General features: G+C 71.0%; 13 protein-coding genes and 1 tRNA gene. 2 read left to right on the top strand and 12 right to left on the bottom strand.

Features of this window, described 5'->3' with window-relative positions; all coding sequences use genetic code 11:
* The first annotated feature begins 66 nt into the window (after window positions 1-66).
* Window positions 67-555 (top strand): GAF domain-containing protein, encoded by a 489-nt coding sequence (locus ABD250_RS07360; RefSeq protein ID WP_179524818.1) that lies wholly within the window; start codon window positions 67-69, stop codon window positions 553-555.
* A gap of 18 nt (window positions 556-573) precedes the next feature.
* Here ABD250_RS07360 and ABD250_RS07355 read toward each other — a convergent pair whose 3' ends face one another.
* From ABD250_RS07355 to ABD250_RS07345, 3 genes are all read right to left on the bottom strand, one after another.
* Window positions 574-1,041, bottom strand: a complete 468-nt coding sequence (locus ABD250_RS07355) for a hypothetical protein (RefSeq protein ID WP_344391532.1) — start codon at window positions 1,039-1,041, stop codon at window positions 574-576.
* A gap of 151 nt (window positions 1,042-1,192) precedes the next feature.
* Window positions 1,193-1,903 (bottom strand): chymotrypsin family serine protease, encoded by a 711-nt coding sequence (locus ABD250_RS07350; RefSeq protein ID WP_179524816.1) that lies wholly within the window; start codon window positions 1,901-1,903, stop codon window positions 1,193-1,195.
* A 165-nt stretch (window positions 1,904-2,068) separates the two neighbouring features.
* Complete coding sequence (locus tag ABD250_RS07345; protein WP_179524815.1) at window positions 2,069-2,671, bottom strand: TetR/AcrR family transcriptional regulator; 603 nt, start codon at window positions 2,669-2,671, stop codon at window positions 2,069-2,071.
* Window positions 2,672-2,828: 157 nt separating this feature from the next.
* Between ABD250_RS07345 and ABD250_RS07340 the strand changes: the two genes are divergently transcribed.
* On the top strand, window positions 2,829-3,989 hold the full coding sequence (locus tag ABD250_RS07340; RefSeq protein ID WP_179524814.1) for an acyl-CoA dehydrogenase family protein: 1,161 nt from the start codon (window positions 2,829-2,831) through the stop codon (window positions 3,987-3,989).
* Between the two features lie 10 nt (window positions 3,990-3,999).
* Here ABD250_RS07340 and ABD250_RS07335 read toward each other — a convergent pair whose 3' ends face one another.
* The 9 genes from ABD250_RS07335 to ABD250_RS07295 form a co-directional block, all read right to left on the bottom strand.
* Window positions 4,000-5,106 (bottom strand): FAD-dependent oxidoreductase, encoded by a 1,107-nt coding sequence (locus tag ABD250_RS07335; protein ID WP_182658191.1) that lies wholly within the window; start codon window positions 5,104-5,106, stop codon window positions 4,000-4,002.
* A 54-nt stretch (window positions 5,107-5,160) separates the two neighbouring features.
* Window positions 5,161-5,994, bottom strand: a complete 834-nt coding sequence (locus ABD250_RS07330; protein WP_182658192.1) for an enoyl-CoA hydratase/isomerase family protein — start codon at window positions 5,992-5,994, stop codon at window positions 5,161-5,163.
* The gene (locus tag ABD250_RS07325) at window positions 5,972-7,438 is read right to left on the bottom strand and encodes an aldehyde dehydrogenase (protein ID WP_182658193.1); all 1,467 of its coding nucleotides are present in this window, start codon (window positions 7,436-7,438) and stop codon (window positions 5,972-5,974) included. Before ABD250_RS07325 ends, ABD250_RS07330 begins: the two co-directional genes overlap by 23 nt.
* 231 nt (window positions 7,439-7,669) lie before the next feature.
* On the bottom strand, window positions 7,670-8,332 hold the full coding sequence (locus tag ABD250_RS07320; protein WP_206685731.1) for an ABC transporter permease: 663 nt from the start codon (window positions 8,330-8,332) through the stop codon (window positions 7,670-7,672).
* 85 nt (window positions 8,333-8,417) lie between these two features.
* Entirely contained in the window at window positions 8,418-9,173 is a 756-nt protein-coding gene (locus ABD250_RS07315) for an ABC transporter ATP-binding protein (RefSeq protein ID WP_182658194.1), read from the bottom strand.
* Window positions 9,166-9,717 (bottom strand): TetR/AcrR family transcriptional regulator, encoded by a 552-nt coding sequence (locus tag ABD250_RS07310; RefSeq protein ID WP_206685732.1) that lies wholly within the window; start codon window positions 9,715-9,717, stop codon window positions 9,166-9,168. Before ABD250_RS07310 ends, ABD250_RS07315 begins: the two co-directional genes overlap by 8 nt.
* Window positions 9,718-9,837: 120 nt before the next feature.
* A tRNA-Met gene (locus ABD250_RS07305) sits at window positions 9,838-9,914 on the bottom strand.
* 113 nt (window positions 9,915-10,027) lie between these two features.
* Window positions 10,028-13,063: a UPF0182 family protein gene (locus ABD250_RS07300; protein ID WP_182658195.1), complete on the bottom strand. Its 3,036-nt coding sequence runs from the start codon at window positions 13,061-13,063 to the stop codon at window positions 10,028-10,030.
* A 66-nt stretch (window positions 13,064-13,129) separates the two neighbouring features.
* The gene (locus tag ABD250_RS07295; RefSeq protein WP_182658196.1) at window positions 13,130-14,188 is read right to left on the bottom strand and encodes a PDZ domain-containing protein; all 1,059 of its coding nucleotides are present in this window, start codon (window positions 14,186-14,188) and stop codon (window positions 13,130-13,132) included.
* Window positions 14,189-14,253 lie beyond the last annotated feature (65 nt).

The raw sequence follows: 14,253 nt of genomic DNA, 5'->3' as shown, positions 1-14,253 counted from the left end.
GTTCGCGGGGCTCGCCCTTCCCGCACCCGTCCCACCCGAGCAGGTGCCCCGAGAGGAGCAGTTCCGATGGCGGCTGACGACGTTCCCCTGTTCAGGGCCCCGATGCGGTCGAGGGACGACGCCGTGGCGGACGGGGTGGGTGTCGAGCGGGGCCTGCGCGTCGGGCTCTGCGGCATGGGCGGCCGCCTGGCGGGGCCGCCACCCTCATCGCTCGCAGAGGCGGTCGACGCCGCCGCGGCGCAGCACGACGACAGGCTGGCCCGCCGCCTCGAACGGTTCGCCCGAGTGCCCGACGGTGCATATGTGTGGACCCGGGACGTCGACGGCAACTACTGGCTCGGGCGTCTCGGGGGGCCGTGGCGCTACGACGACTCGGACGAGGCGCACGAGGTGGACCTGGTCCACGTCCGGGACTGCCGGTGGCGATCGGAGCCGACAGACCGGTCGATCGTCCCCGCCGCCGTGCGGGCCACGTTCGCCCGGGGTGGCCGCAACTGGCAGCGCATCCGGTCGGAGGCTGGTGCGGCCGAGACCGAAGAGCTGTGGAGGCGATGAGGGGCGTCGAACTACGTGCTACCCGGTCAGAGCCGGATCCACGAACTGCTCGTCCGCCTCGGCCCACACGTCCTCGCGACCGATCCCGTCGGGGTCGAGCCGATCGACCGTCTCGGGTAGGTACACCATCCGCACCATCTCCTGACCGTTCTGTTCCTCCGGCTGGTCCCCGGGCGCGGTGAACGCGGTGATCTCCACCGTCCCCGACCAGTCGGACCCCTGAACGGCCCGGAGCACGGCGATCGAATCGTCCTGCGCACTCTCCACGGCGGAGGACGGGGTGGCCCCCTGCCGGATCGGGAAGTCCACGGCGACGAGTCCCGGTTCGAACTCGACGCCCGCGTCCTCCACCTCCGCCGTGATGGCGTCGGCGAGCGCCGTCTGGGGGTCCTCCGCAGCGGGCTGCGCGGACTCCTCGGCGTTACCCGTGAACAAGAACACCAGGACGCCGACGACGACCACCACGACGACCAGCGCGAGGATCATGAACATTCCGCGACTCGCCCGGTCGCGTCGCTCGGGGGGGAACAGGGGTGTCGGTGTGGGTCATGGGGTCACCTCTCGTCCGGGGTGACCCCAGTCGTACCAGGCGGGCCGGTGATCCACACCGGTTTCGGGCGGCCGGTCCGGCCGCCGGTCAGGCCATCCGGAAGCCGCGTCCGGGCCAGTTCCGGTCGGTGGCGTCGGCCACGATCGCGTCGAACGAGTACGCCAGCGCCGGGAGGAACACGGGTGACTGCACGGGGTGGAGGCAGGACGGCAGGAGAGCGCCGATGCTTCCGACCGATCCCGCGGCCGGCGGCATGTGTCCGCCGGACAGCAACCCCACGAGGCGGCCGTCGCGGGTCACGGGCCCGCCGGAGTCCCCGTAGCCAGCACACGCATGGCTCCAGAACTCGTTGCCGTCGCGCTGCCACGTGATGCCGCAGGTATGCCCGGTGGACATCCCGTCCTTGCAGACCACGTCGCCGAATTCCGGGGCGGGACCGCGTCCGGTGACCCCGGGTTGGCGCACGGGCACAACGACGCCCGGGTTGAGGCGGATCACCGAGTAGTCGAGGATCTCGTTGCGCGTCGCGACGGTGCCGATGACACCGGCTCCCGGGTCGCCCCGGAGGATGACCGGGGCGTTGATCCGATCGCTGCAGTGGGCGGCGGTGAAGGCGACGGGCGTGCCGGCGGCGTCGTAACCCGCCGCGGTGAGGGTGCACCCGGCAACGCCGTTGACCAGCACGGGGGTGCCCCCGGAGACCGGGATCGCGGCCTGGGCCGCGGCGGGGGCCGCGAGGGCGGTCGCACCGGCCATCACGGCGGTCACTGCGAGCCTGGCCAGACCGGTGAACCTCATGAGCGTGTCCTTCCCACCCCGGCAGACTGCCCGGGTATACGCGCTCACAGCCTAACGGGCGCGGGCTCCGACTGCACGACGGGCGCGGGCCGCCCCTCGCGGCGGCCCGGCCGTCTGACGTGCCCGGTCGACCTGAGCTCCCCTCGACCTCAGTGCCCCTCGACCTCAGTGCCCCTCGACCGTGATCCTGATCGAGGGGCACTCGCCCGGGTCGCCACCGATATGCGCCCAGATGGCCTCGACCACGGGCCGGAGGAACAACTCCCCCACCTGGTCGACGAGCGTCCGGACCACCTGGACCTTGTCCGAGGTCCGCGTGGAGGCGAGACCCCCGCGCCGCAGCCCCTCGACCTCCCTGGTGGTGAGGTCGACGATCGCCTCCAGCAGCGGGGCCCCGCGGCCGTCGGGCTCCAGCAGGGCCCGGTTGAGGTAGCTCACGAGCTGCGGGTTCTGCCGGAGCATCTCGCGGACGGCGACGTTCCGGGCCTCCACCACCTCCGCGGCCGTCCCGGTGTGCTCCACGGTCGACAACGCCCCGACCACCCGCTCCACCACGAGATCGTCCACGGCGCGGCGCAGGCCGTCCTTGGTGCCGAAGTGGTGCTGGATCAGTCCGATCGTCACCCCGACCTCGGCGGCCACCCGGCGCATCGAGACCCTGTCCTCGCCGTACTCGGCGTACAGGGCCAGTGCGGCGTAGCGGATCCGCGCCCGCGCCGTGAGGTCCCCGTCCGCGGCCACGCCCCGGTCGGCAGTGGTTCCGGCCATGCGCCCCACCCCTTCCCCGCCCTCGAACGGCGTCTGCGTTCGGTCGATACCTGAGACGATACCGCGACAATACGATTGCATAGCAAAGCATGCACTCGTATTGTGGTGGTCGAGCGGGGCCGCCCGGGCCCACGCGACCGACCCCTGGAGACTCCCCGTGTTCGAGACCGCCCCCTACCGCTCCCCGTGGATGACCGACGACCTGGACGCCCTCCGCGCCCACACGCGTGCGTTCCTGGACAAGGAGACCGCGCCGAACCTCGAGCGGTGGGCCGCCGAGGGCGCCGTGGACCGCGGGTTCTGGAACAAGGCCGGCGATGCGGGCCTGCTGTGCATCTCCATCCCCGAGGAGTACGGCGGCGGCGGGGGCACGTTCGCGCACGAGACGGTCATCGCCGAGGAGCAGACCCGCGCGCTCGACGACGGCTGGGGCAACTCGGTCCACAGCACGATCGTGGCCCACTACCTGCTCCAGTACGGAACGGAGGAGCAGAAGACCCGCTTCCTGCCCAAGCTCGCCACCGGCGAGATGGTGGGGGCGATCGCCATGACCGAGCCCGGAGCGGGGTCCGACCTCCAGGCGCTGCGCACCACGGCGGTCCGGGACGGCGACGACCTGGTGGTCAACGGCGCCAAGACGTTCATCTCGAACGGCATGCACTGCGACCTGCTGATCATCGTGGCCCGCACCGGCGGCGAGGGCGCCCAGGGGTTGTCCCTGCTCCTCGCCGAGACCACCGACCTGCCGGGTTTCGACCGCGGTCGCAAGCTCGACAAGATCGGTCTGAAGTACCAGGACACGATGGAGCTGTTCTTCGACGACATGCGGATCCCCGCCGCCAACATCCTCGGCGGCGAGGAGGGTGAGGGCCAGGGCTTCATCCAGCTCATGCAGCAGTTGCCCCAGGAGCGGCTCATCATCGCCGTCACCGCCGTGGCGGCGGCCGAGACCGCGGTCCGGCTCGCGATCGACTACGCCAAGGAGCGCGAGGCGTTCGGCAAGCCCATCCTGAAGTTCCAGAACCTCCGCTTCGAGCTGGCCGAGTGCAAGACCGAGGCCCTGGCCGCGCGCACCCTCCTGGACCACTGCATCACCCTGCACCTGGAGGGCAAGCTGGACCCGGCCACGGCGTCCATGGCCAAGTACTTCTGCACCGACAAGCAGTGCGAGATCATCGACCGCTGCCTGCAGGTCTTCGGCGGCTACGGCTTCATGACCGAGTACCCGATCGCGCGGATGTACGCCTCCGCCCGCGTGCAGAAGATCTACGGCGGGACCAACGAGATCATGAAGGAACTGATCTCCCGGACGCTCTGATACCGGCTCATCAGATTTCGGTCGTGATCGCACGGACGGCGTCACGGCCCGCCCGGTTGGCCCCCACGGTCGACTGGGACGGGCCGTAGCCGATCAGGAACAGCCGCGGCTCGTCGAGCGCCCGTCCGTCGACCACACGGATCCCCCCGGCCGGGGTGCGCAGACCGAGCGGCGCCAGGTGGGAGACGGCGGGCCGGAACCCGGTGGCCCACAGGATCGCGTCGGCGGGTTCGAGCGTCCCGTCCGGCATCCGCACCCCGTCGGGCTCGATCCGGGTGAACATCGGGTGTCGGACGAGCGCCCCGCGGGCCTCCGCGCGATCGATCCACGGGGTGCGGTACATGCCGGTCACCCGGATCACGCTCTCCGGCGCCAGCCCCATGGCCGTGCGCTCGGCGACCGCGGAGATGGCGGCCGAGAAGTTCTCCGGGGGCGGTCTCGTGGCCCACTCGATCTCCCGTCGGGTCACCCAGAAGGTGTCGGCCACGCGCGAGATCTCCTCGAGCAGCTGGGTCGCCGAGATCCCCGAGCCCACGACCACCACGCGCTGCCCGGCGAACTCCTCGGCCCGGACGTAGTCGTGGACGTGGACGTGGCGCCCGCGGAAGCTCTCGCGGCCGGGGTAGTGCGGCCAGAAGGGTCGCGTCCACGTCCCCGTGGCGTTGATGACGTACCGCGCGTGCCACACCTCGTCGTCGTCACCGGCCCCGTCGGACCGGGTGGTGACGACGACGAGGCGGCCGTCTCCCGTGCCGTCCCGCCGGTCCGGGGTGCGGCGCACCTGCCGCACCCACACCGGTCGCCTGACCCCCAGCGAGAACCGCTCCTCGTAGTCGGCGAAGTAGGCGGGCAACACCTCCCGGCTGGGCAGTGCGGGATCCACCTCGGGCACCGGGACGCCCGGGAGCCCGAAGATCCCGTTGACGGTGCTCATGGTGAGCGACTCCCACCGGTGCCGCCACGCCCCGCCGGGGCCGTCCTCGCCGTCGAGCATGACGTAGGTCCGATCGCCGGCGGTGGACCGGTCGGCGGGGACGAAGCCCCGGCGCTGCAGGTGGTACCCGGCGGACAGTCCGGCCTGCCCCGCACCGATCACCACCACGTCGACGTCGACCATCACGACATCATCGTCGCGTACCGGCCCCGGGACGGGTGGTCGGGACCCCCGCCGTCACGCCCCGTCGGGGAGCGCGGTGAAGTCCGCGGGCCGTCCCTCGGCGAACGCGGCCAGGGCCTCGGAGTTCGCGGGCCCGCCCATGAGTTCGGCGAAGCACTGGTTCTCGCGTTCACGCGCCTCGGCGATCTGGCGGGCCAGCGGCTCGACCATCGTCCGCTTGACCGCCCGCAGACTCGAGATCGGCAGCCTCGCCAGGCGCGTGGCGTGCTCGGTGGCCACCGTGAGCAGCTCCTCTGCAGGACACAGACGCCACACCAGGCCCATCTCGTGGGCCTCGGCGGCGCTGATCCACTCGGAGGACAGCAACACCCAGGCGGCGTTCTGACGACCCACGAGCCGAGGGAGCAGGTAGCTCGAGGCGGCCTCCGGCGCCACCCCGAGGCTGGTGAAGGGGCACTTGAGGCGGGCGTCGTCGGCCATGAAGGCAAGATCGGCGAACCCGATCACGGTCGTGCCGATCCCGAGGCCGAGCCCGTTGATCGCCAGGACCAGGGGCTTGTCGAACGCGGCCAGGGCGTCGATCAGGCCGATGAACCCGTGCTCACCGGGGACGAAGTCGGGATTGGTGACCCGCTCGGCCATCTCGACCAGGTCGGTCCCCGCACTGAACGCCCGGCCCTGCCCGGTGAGCAGCACCACCGCCACCGTCGGATCGGCCGACGCCTCGTGCAGCGCGACGGTGAGCGCGTCGTACAGCCCCTCGTCGAACGCGTTGAGCGCCTCCGGTCGCGCGAGCGTCAGTGTGCGGACCCGGTCGGCGTCCCGCACCTGTAGCGGCGATGTCCCCTCCCCGGCCACGGCGAGATCAGGCGCCGGCCGCGGGCGCATCGAGGTAGACGGACTTGACCTCCGTGTACTGCGCCAGGCCCTCGGGGCCGAACTCGCGGCCGACCCCCGATGCCTTGAAACCGCCGAACGGGGCCGAGAAGTCCATCGTGTACGTGTTGACCCCGTAGGTCCCGGTGCGGACCCGGCGGGCCACGCCCAGCCCCGCCTCCCGGTCCGCCGTCCACACCGTGCCCGCCAGTCCGTACTCCGAGTCGTTGGCGATGCGGACGGCGTCGTCGACGTCGTCGTACGCGATCACCGACAGGACCGGCCCGAAGATCTCCTCCTGGGCGATCCGCATGGAGTTGTCGACCCCGGCGAACACGGTCGGCTGGACGTACCAGCCGGTGTCCAGACCGTCCGGGCGGCCGGTCCCGCCGGTGAGGAGCTGGGCGCCTTCCTGCTGCCCGAGCTCGATGTAGGAGGACACGCGCTCCTGCTGCCTCTGCGCCACCATCGGCCCGATCTCCGTGGCGGGATCCAGCGGGTCACCGACGACCATCGACCCGATCCCCTCGGCCAGTGCCCGGGCGACCTCGTCGTGCCGCTCCCGGCTCACCAGGATCCGGGTCTGCGCCACGCACGCCTGCCCCGAGTTCATGACGCCCAGGAATTTGATCCCCTCGACCACACTCGCCAGGTCGGCGTCGTCCAGCACGATCGCCGCGGACTTGCCCCCGAGCTCCAGCGAACACCGCTTGAGCTGCTCGCCGCAGATCGCCCCGATCTTCCGGCCCGCCGCGGTGGACCCGGTGAAGGCCACCTTGTCGACCCCGGGGTGACGCACCAGGTGCTCCCCCACCTCGCGGCCGCCGGCCACGATGCTCACCACGCCCGCCGGCACCCCGGCCTCGATCAGCAGCTCACCCAGCAGGTAGGTGTCGAGCGGGGTCTCGGGGGCCGGCTTGATCACGATCGTGCAGCCGGTGAGCAGCGCCGGGATCAGCTTGGACAGCACGGTGAACTGGGGGACGTTCCACGGCGGGATCGCCGCGACCACGCCCACCGGCTCGTGGCGGACCAGCACCTCCCCGCCGAGCACGCCCGGCCGGGTCTCCTCCCACGGGAACTCGCGGGCGATGTTGACGAACGCCTCGATCTGCATCCACGGGGCGGGGGCCTGGGCCAGCTTGCTGAACGAGATCGGTGACCCCATCTCGGTGGAGATCAGGGTCGCCATGTCGTCCAGCCGTGCGGCGTAGAGGGCCGAGAGACGGGCGACCACCTCGATCCGCTCCTGGGGACTCATCCGCGGCCACGGACCCGAGTCGAACGCCTCCCGCGCCGCGGCCACGGCGGCGTCCACGTCGGCGACCGAGCCCTCCGGGACGCGGGCGACCATCTCCTCGGTGTGGGGACTGATCACCTCGATGACGCTGTCCGTCGCGGGAGAGCGCCACTCGGTGCCGATCAGAAAGGCGTCGCGGTCGAGGGAGGTGGTCATGGGCGGTCTCCTGGGTGTCACTGGATGGGATCCTGTCGCAACGGACGCGCGAACAGACACCTGTCTACTGTAGGACCCCCGATGCGCTCGGGATGCGTTTTCGAGAACGCGTTCCAGGTTGGTGTGCCGGCCCCCGGGGGATCGTGGGGTCCCCGGCGTCGGAGTCCCTCGGGCTCCCCGGCGTCGAGTCGCTCGGTCTCACCCCTCGGCATCGCCCCTCAGCAGCGCCCCTCAGCGGTCGAGCTGGAGCCTCCGCCATGTCGCGACCGTGAGCGCGGTGGAGACCAGCGGGATCACCCCGACCAGGGCGAGCTGCAGCGGCGACACCCCGCTGCCGCCGCTCATCGCCCACAGCGTCGGGGCGGCGAACGGCATCCATCCGCCGGCGCCGACGAGGACGCCGACCTGCGCCACGATGACGATCGCTATCGTCGCCGCGACCCCCACGAGCGTCGATCGCGTCACGGTCGTGACCCAGGCGACGGGAGTGACGATCGCACTCGTCAACACCCCGAGCGCGGTCTGACGCGCGAGGCCGGCCCAGACCTCGGACGTCGGCGCTCCGAGCCCCCCGACCAGTCCGACGACAACGAGCGCGCCGGCCAGGGCGAGCGCCGTCCCCACGCTCCACAGCGCGAACACGGCGATCTTGGCCGCAGCGATGGACCCCCGCCCGACAGGCAGGGCGAACAACGCGCTCACCGTCGCATCGGAGAACTCGCGCCCGAAGATCCAGGCCAGCACGATGCCGTAGCCGAGGAGGCCCCCGGCGCCGGTGATCTGCGCCGCCGAGAAGAGCAGACCGGCCCAGTCGGCGGTGGCGCCGGGGCCGAGCTTCGCCACGAGGTCGGGCTGCCCGGAGGTCACCGCGAGCAGCATCGCACCCGACAGCACGGCGATCCCCCGACGATCGCGGTCGTGGCGACGATCCCCACCAGCGAAGACCGCAGCTTGACCGCCTCGGTCGACAGGGCCGGACTCACCGCGGGCCCCCGCCCTCGGACGTGGCGTCCTGCGCGGACTCGTCGTCGAGTCGGACGGCCTCGAAGAAGGCCCTCTCGAGCTCCGACCCTCCGGGCGGGAGCTCCCCGATGACGCGCCCGCCGTTCATCACGACGATGCGGTCGGCGATGCGGGCGACCTCGTCGAGGTGATGACTGCTCACGAGGACGCCGGCCCCCGCGCCCGCGAGTCCGACGAGGTGTTCCCGGAGGAGGATGACGCCCCGGGGGTCGAGTGCGTTGCCCGGTTCATCGAGCACCACGACGGACGGGGAGTGCTGCAGGGCCGCGGCGAGCCCGACCCGCTGCCGGTTACCGAGCGACAGCACCCGCAGGCGACGGTCGGCGTACGGCTCCAGGGCGAACGTGCGCATCGCCGAGTCGACGATCGCGCCGGGGTCACCCACACCCCGTAGCCTCGCGCTCGACACCAGGTTCTGGCGCACGGTCAACTCCGGGTATCCGGGCGCTCCGTCGACGAACTGGCCGACCCTGGCCCACTCCGCGGCGGGAGGCGAGTCGCCGGCCAGCACTCGACCGCGCAGCAGTACCCGGCCCGCATCCGCACGCAGCATCCCGAGCAGGACACGCAACAGAGTCGTCTTGCCCGCTCCGTTCAGACCGACGAGCGCGACGATCTCCCCCTCCCCCACGGTGAGGTCGACGTCATGGATCCCCGCGCCGGCGCGGAAGCACCGGGTCACCCGCTCAGCGCGGATCGCTGGCTCAGTCATCGCGGCCCTCCAGGACCCGGAACACGTGCTCCAGGGCGCTGTCGAGGTCCGGGTCGGTGCCGACCGCCCACTCGAGGAGCGACGCGTTGAGGGCGGCCACGACGGCGGCCGCGGCGATGCGGGCGGCGGGCGGGGTCACGGCTCGCCCCGCGAGGGCGGAGACGATCGCGTCCTCCGTGGCCCGGCTCCCCGCCGCGAGAGCACCCGCCAGAGAAGGAGTCTCGGCGACGATCCGGAGTCGCTCACGCACGGCCTCCGCGGCGGGTTCCGGCACAGAGTTCCACGAGTCCCGGATCCCGCGCACGACCGCCGTCAACGGGGGCTCGTCCGCCGGCCGGCGCGCGATCGCGTCCGCGATGAGGGGGTCGTAGGGGTCGTCCACGAGCAGCGCCGCCTTGGTCGGGAAGTGGCGGAAGAGGGTCATCTCGCTGACGCCCGCCCGTCCGGCCACGGCCGCCGTGGTGACGCCGTCGTACCCGCGGTCACCCATCAGCTCCAGGGCGGCACGGAGCAGTCGTTCGCGCGTCTGCTCGGACCGACCCATACCCAGAATGTTAGTGACTAACAACAGGGGCGCGCAATCCCCATGCCCGAGGCGGCGCCCTGTCGCACGAACGACAAAGGCCCCCTGACCGGATTCTCACCCGGTCAGGGGGCCTCATCGTGGTAGCGGGGACAGGATTTGAACCTGCGACCTCTGGGTTATGAGCCCAGCGAGCTACCGAGCTGCTCCACCCCGCGTCGTTTGCGTCTATGACACTACGTGCCAGTCACCGCGGAAGGCAAATCGGTGGACGCGAAACGAACAGAACATGACCCAACTCACACCGGGGGTGACATATCCCCTGGTCAGGTCAGTTCCCGAGGGCCTGGTAGGCATCGACCGCCTCCTGCAGATCCTCGAGAGCCTGTCCCAGCGCGGACAGGTCACCGCCCTGTGCCGAACGGACCGCGTTCAGCGCCTGATTGATGTCCCGCACCGCGGCCGCCCGCTCGGCGTCGTCTCCACCGCCGGTGGCGGGCGCCGCCGGGCGCGGAACGCTCGGCCGGGACGCGCCCGCGACCTCACCCTCCGCCTCGGCCTCGGCCGCACCGCTCTCGTCGATCCGCACGACGTCCGGGTCGGCCTCGATGCCCACCTGGCGCAGTGCCTCGTAGAGCGTGGGCGCATAACCCACCGCGCGGTCATAGGAGACCATCACGCGCAGCAACCGCGGGAACGCCGAGTCCTGGTCCTTGCGCTGGGTGTAGATGGGCTCCACGTACAGGACCGAGTCGTCGGCCAACGGCAGCGCCAGGAGGTTGCCCTCGGTGATCTCGGCGGTCTCACCCCACAGCCGGCGGTCCTCGGCGATCGCCGGCGAGGCGATCATGATGTCCTGCGCCTGGTTGGGTCCCTGTGCGAGGGGCTCGGTGGGGCGCTGCACGCGAACCGTGATGTCGCCGTAGGTGTCCGGGTCCGAGCTCGCCGACATGTGCGCCGCGAGGAACTCGCGCTCGTACCCGCGGAACGCGGAGATCAGCTGGAACGACGGTTCGTCCGATTCGGGATCGGTCGGGTCGGAGACCACCACGTAGTACGGCGGCTGACTGGGGCCCTCCACCGGGCCTCGGTTGGCGGCCTGCGCACCCGCCGGTCCGCCGGCCGGCCCGCCCGCGGGCGGGGTCGGGTTCTGGATCGACGAGGTCACGGTGGGATCGGAGGGCACCGACCAGAAGGCGTCGTTGGTGAAGAACTGGCCCGGGTCGTCGACCTGGTACTTGGCCAGCAGCTCACGCTGGACCTTGAACAGGTCCTCCGGGTAGCGCAGGTGCTCCTCGAGCTCCTCCGAGATCGCGTCCCGCGGCTGCACGATGCCGGGTAGGGCCTTCATCCAGGTCTGCAGCACCGGGTCCGACTCGTCGAACGCGTAGAGGTCCACCGTGCCGTCGTAGGCGTCGACCGTGGCCTTGACCGAGTTGCGGATGTACGAGACCTCCTCGTCCGGCAGCACCCGGCCGCCGGCCTCGTTGGTCGAGTCCGCCGTCATCGCCTCCAGCGAACTCAGCTCGGCGTACGGATAGGTCTTGAGCGTGGTGTACCCGTCGACGATCCACTTGATCCGTCCGTCGATCACGGCCGGGTACGTATTGGTGTCGGTGGTCAGCCACGGGGCGACCTTCTGGACACGGTCGCGGGGGTCGCGGTCGTAGATGATCTTGGAGTCGTCGCCGATCAGGCTGGACAGCAGGATGTTGCGCTCGGCGAACCTCAGCGCGTAGGCCGTGCGGTTGATCCAGCCGCCGATCGGGACCCCGCCCTCGCCGGTGTAGGTGTACTGCTGGGTGTCCGTGTCGTACTCGCGCGGGCCCTCGCCGTTGTCGCCGACGATGGCGTAGTCGGGGTCGGACTGGGCGATCAGCGGACCGAAGTAGGTCCGCGGCTGGGTCACCGGGATCACCATCTCCTGACCACTGGCGATGGCCTCGAGGTCGGAGACCTGGAAGTTCGGCAGTCCGCCGCGATCCGAGCCGGCGTCGTCCGCGATCTCGTTGACGCGGTTGGCGGGCGCGGAGACGAAGCCGTTGCCGTGGGTGTAGACGGTGTGCCGGTTGATCCAGTCCCGCTGGTTGGCCTGCAGGGACTCCGGGTTGAGCTCACGGGCGGCCACGAGGAAGTCCCGCATCTCACCGTCGATCGTGTACCTGTCGATGCCGAGCGTCTCGGGGAAGCCGTAGAAGTTCCGCAGCTGGTGCAGCTGGGTGAACGTGGGCGAGAGGACGTTGGGGTCGAGCACGCGGACGTTGGACAGCGTCGTGACGTCCGAGCCCGCCTCCCGCGGGTTCGGGTCGGCCGAGCCCCAGTTCTCTATGTAGGTGACGCGGTCGTCCCCGATGTCGTACGCGGCCCGCGTGGCCTCGATGTTGCGGGCGATGTACTCCCGTTCCTTCTCGGCGCGGTTGGGGTTGACGGAGAACTGCTCCACGGCGAGCGGCCAGGCCGAGCCCACCACGAGCGCGGAGAACAGCAGGAGCACGGTAGCGAGCGCGGGGATGCGCAGGTCCCTGATCACGATCGCGGAGAAAAAGGCGATCGCGCAGACGATGGCCACGGAGAACATGAAGATCTTGGCCGGGATCAGCGCGTTGACATCGGTGTGTCCGGCACCGGTGAACGTCGCGTTCTCCCGGAACAGCAGCTCGTAGCGGTCGAGCCAGTAGGCGGCCGCCTTGAGCAGGATGAACAGTCCGGCGAGGCTGACCAGCTGGATCCGCGCGGCGCGGGTCAGCGCACCCTCACGCGCTCCGGGACGGAGCCCACCGAACAGGTAGTGCGTGACGAGGTTGGCGATAAACGCCAGGACCACGGCCACCATGAGCCAGGTGACGATCGACCGCCACAGCGGCAGCTCGAAGGCGTAGAAGGAGATGTCGAGCCCGAACTGCGCATCCGTCTGACCGAACGGCGTGGAGTTGAAGAACGCCAGGACCGACTGCCAGCCCGACTGCGCCACCGAACCGGCGAGGAGGCCGATCGCGACAGGGACCCACAGCACCGTCTTGGCCGGCGAGTCGCCGAGAGCCGCCCGGTACCTCGCCAACGCATCGGGCATCCCCGGCTGTGCCAGGAACACCGGCCGGTACCGGAAGGCCAGCAGGATCCCCGCGGCGATCGCGAGTCCCACCAGGAGGGCGACCACGACGAACAGACCGATCCGCGTGAGCAGTTCGGTCCTCATCACACTGGTGGCGTCGACCGAGCCGAACCACAGCCAGTTGGTGTAGGTGGAGTTGATCCTCGGCAGTACCTGGATCAGGACGATGAGGATGACGATGGAGATGGCGACGGCTCGGCCGCGACGTGAGATCGCGATCGGCCGACCGGGATTACCGGGTGGGCGGACGGACACCGGGGAAGCTCCTGGACTGCTGGGGCGGACATGCTCGTGGAACCCACCTTACGGAAAAGCGTCGCCTCACCCGCAGGTCGGTGGCTCTCCCCCGGAAACGGCCTCCTCCAGCGCCTCCAGCGCGCCCCGGAGGGTGTCCACCTCGATCAGGCGGATGCCACCCGGTGGGTCCTGCACGGCTTCCGCACAGTTTCCGGCGGGGACGAGGAACTCGGTCGCCCCCGCATCCCGGGCGGCACGGATCTTGTGCGTGATCCCCCCGATCGGCCCGACGGTTCCGTCGACCCGGATCGTGCCCGATCCGGCGACCTCGGCCCCGCCGGTCAACTCGCCCGGGGACAGCTTGTCCACGATCGCGATCGCCAGGACCAGCCCCGCCGAGGGGCCGCCCACGTTCGGGTCGATGTTGATCTCGACGTCCGTCCCGTCGGCCGGTGTGTCGCCGACGAGGATGCCCAGGCGGCCCTGGTCGGGATCGCCGTCCGGTCCGGCGGGCTGCAACGTCGTCGTCGTCGTCTCCTCGCGCCCGTCCCTGGTGAACCCGATCCGGACCTCGTCGCCCGGACGGTGGGCGCTGACCTGCTCGACCACCGCTGTCGAATCCGAGACCCGCTCCCCGCCGATCGAGGTCAGGATGTCGCCCTCACGGAGGAGGTCGGCCGCCGCGCCCTCCGGGTCGACGGCCTCGACCCGGGGCTGCATCGGGATCCCCAGGTACCCGTAGGCGGCGGCCTCGGCCGAGTTCTCCGACCCCACCATCTCCGCGGCGTTGGACTCGCGGACCTCGTCCCTCGACCGTTCCGGGGGGAAGACCTGGTCGCGGGGGACCACCATCTGCACCGGATCCAGCCAGAACCTCATGGCGTCGAGCAGGGTCAGGTTGTCGCGGACCGCGACCGTCGTCATCCGTAGTGCTCCGGAGGTCTCCTCCGCCTCACGCCCGCTGACCTCGACGACGGGGACAGTCTCCACCCCGTCGCCACGCTCGACCTCGACCTCCCCGAGGGTGTCGTAGGTGGGCCCGGGGCCCATGGCCACGAGCGGCACGGTCGCCGACGTGGCCAGGACGAGCAGCAGCACCGCCGGGACCAGAGCGGCGAGGAGGGTCAGCAGTCGGCGACTCACGGGGGCAAGGGTAGTCCGCGCGGGCGGAACCGTGACGTCGCGCCCGGACCTGCGCACCCGTCGGG

Origin of the sequence: Dietzia cercidiphylli, from assembly GCF_039531545.1 — a bacterium.
GTDB classification, from domain to species: domain Bacteria; phylum Actinomycetota; class Actinomycetes; order Mycobacteriales; family Mycobacteriaceae; genus Dietzia; species Dietzia natronolimnaea.
This window is presented reverse-complemented; position numbering and strand designations above follow the sequence as displayed.

Excerpts from the sequence above, each read along its gene's own strand:
- ABD250_RS07360 (WP_179524818.1), top strand. The coding sequence starts at position 67 with ATGGCGGCTGACGACGTTCCCCTGTTCAGGGCCCCGATGCGGTCGAGG.
- ABD250_RS07355 (WP_344391532.1), bottom strand. The coding sequence starts at position 1,041 with ATGATCCTCGCGCTGGTCGTCGTGGTGGTCGTCGTCGGCGTCCTGGTG.
- ABD250_RS07350 (WP_179524816.1), bottom strand. The coding sequence starts at position 1,903 with ATGAGGTTCACCGGTCTGGCCAGGCTCGCAGTGACCGCCGTGATGGCC.
- ABD250_RS07345 (WP_179524815.1), bottom strand. The coding sequence starts at position 2,671 with ATGGCCGGAACCACTGCCGACCGGGGCGTGGCCGCGGACGGGGACCTC.
- ABD250_RS07335 (WP_182658191.1), bottom strand. The coding sequence starts at position 5,106 with ATGGTCGACGTCGACGTGGTGGTGATCGGTGCGGGGCAGGCCGGACTG.
- ABD250_RS07330 (WP_182658192.1), bottom strand. The coding sequence starts at position 5,994 with ATGCGCCCGCGGCCGGCGCCTGATCTCGCCGTGGCCGGGGAGGGGACA.
- ABD250_RS07325 (WP_182658193.1), bottom strand. The coding sequence starts at position 7,438 with ATGACCACCTCCCTCGACCGCGACGCCTTTCTGATCGGCACCGAGTGG.
- ABD250_RS07315 (WP_182658194.1), bottom strand. The coding sequence starts at position 9,173 with ATGACTGAGCCAGCGATCCGCGCTGAGCGGGTGACCCGGTGCTTCCGC.
- ABD250_RS07310 (WP_206685732.1), bottom strand. The coding sequence starts at position 9,717 with ATGGGTCGGTCCGAGCAGACGCGCGAACGACTGCTCCGTGCCGCCCTG.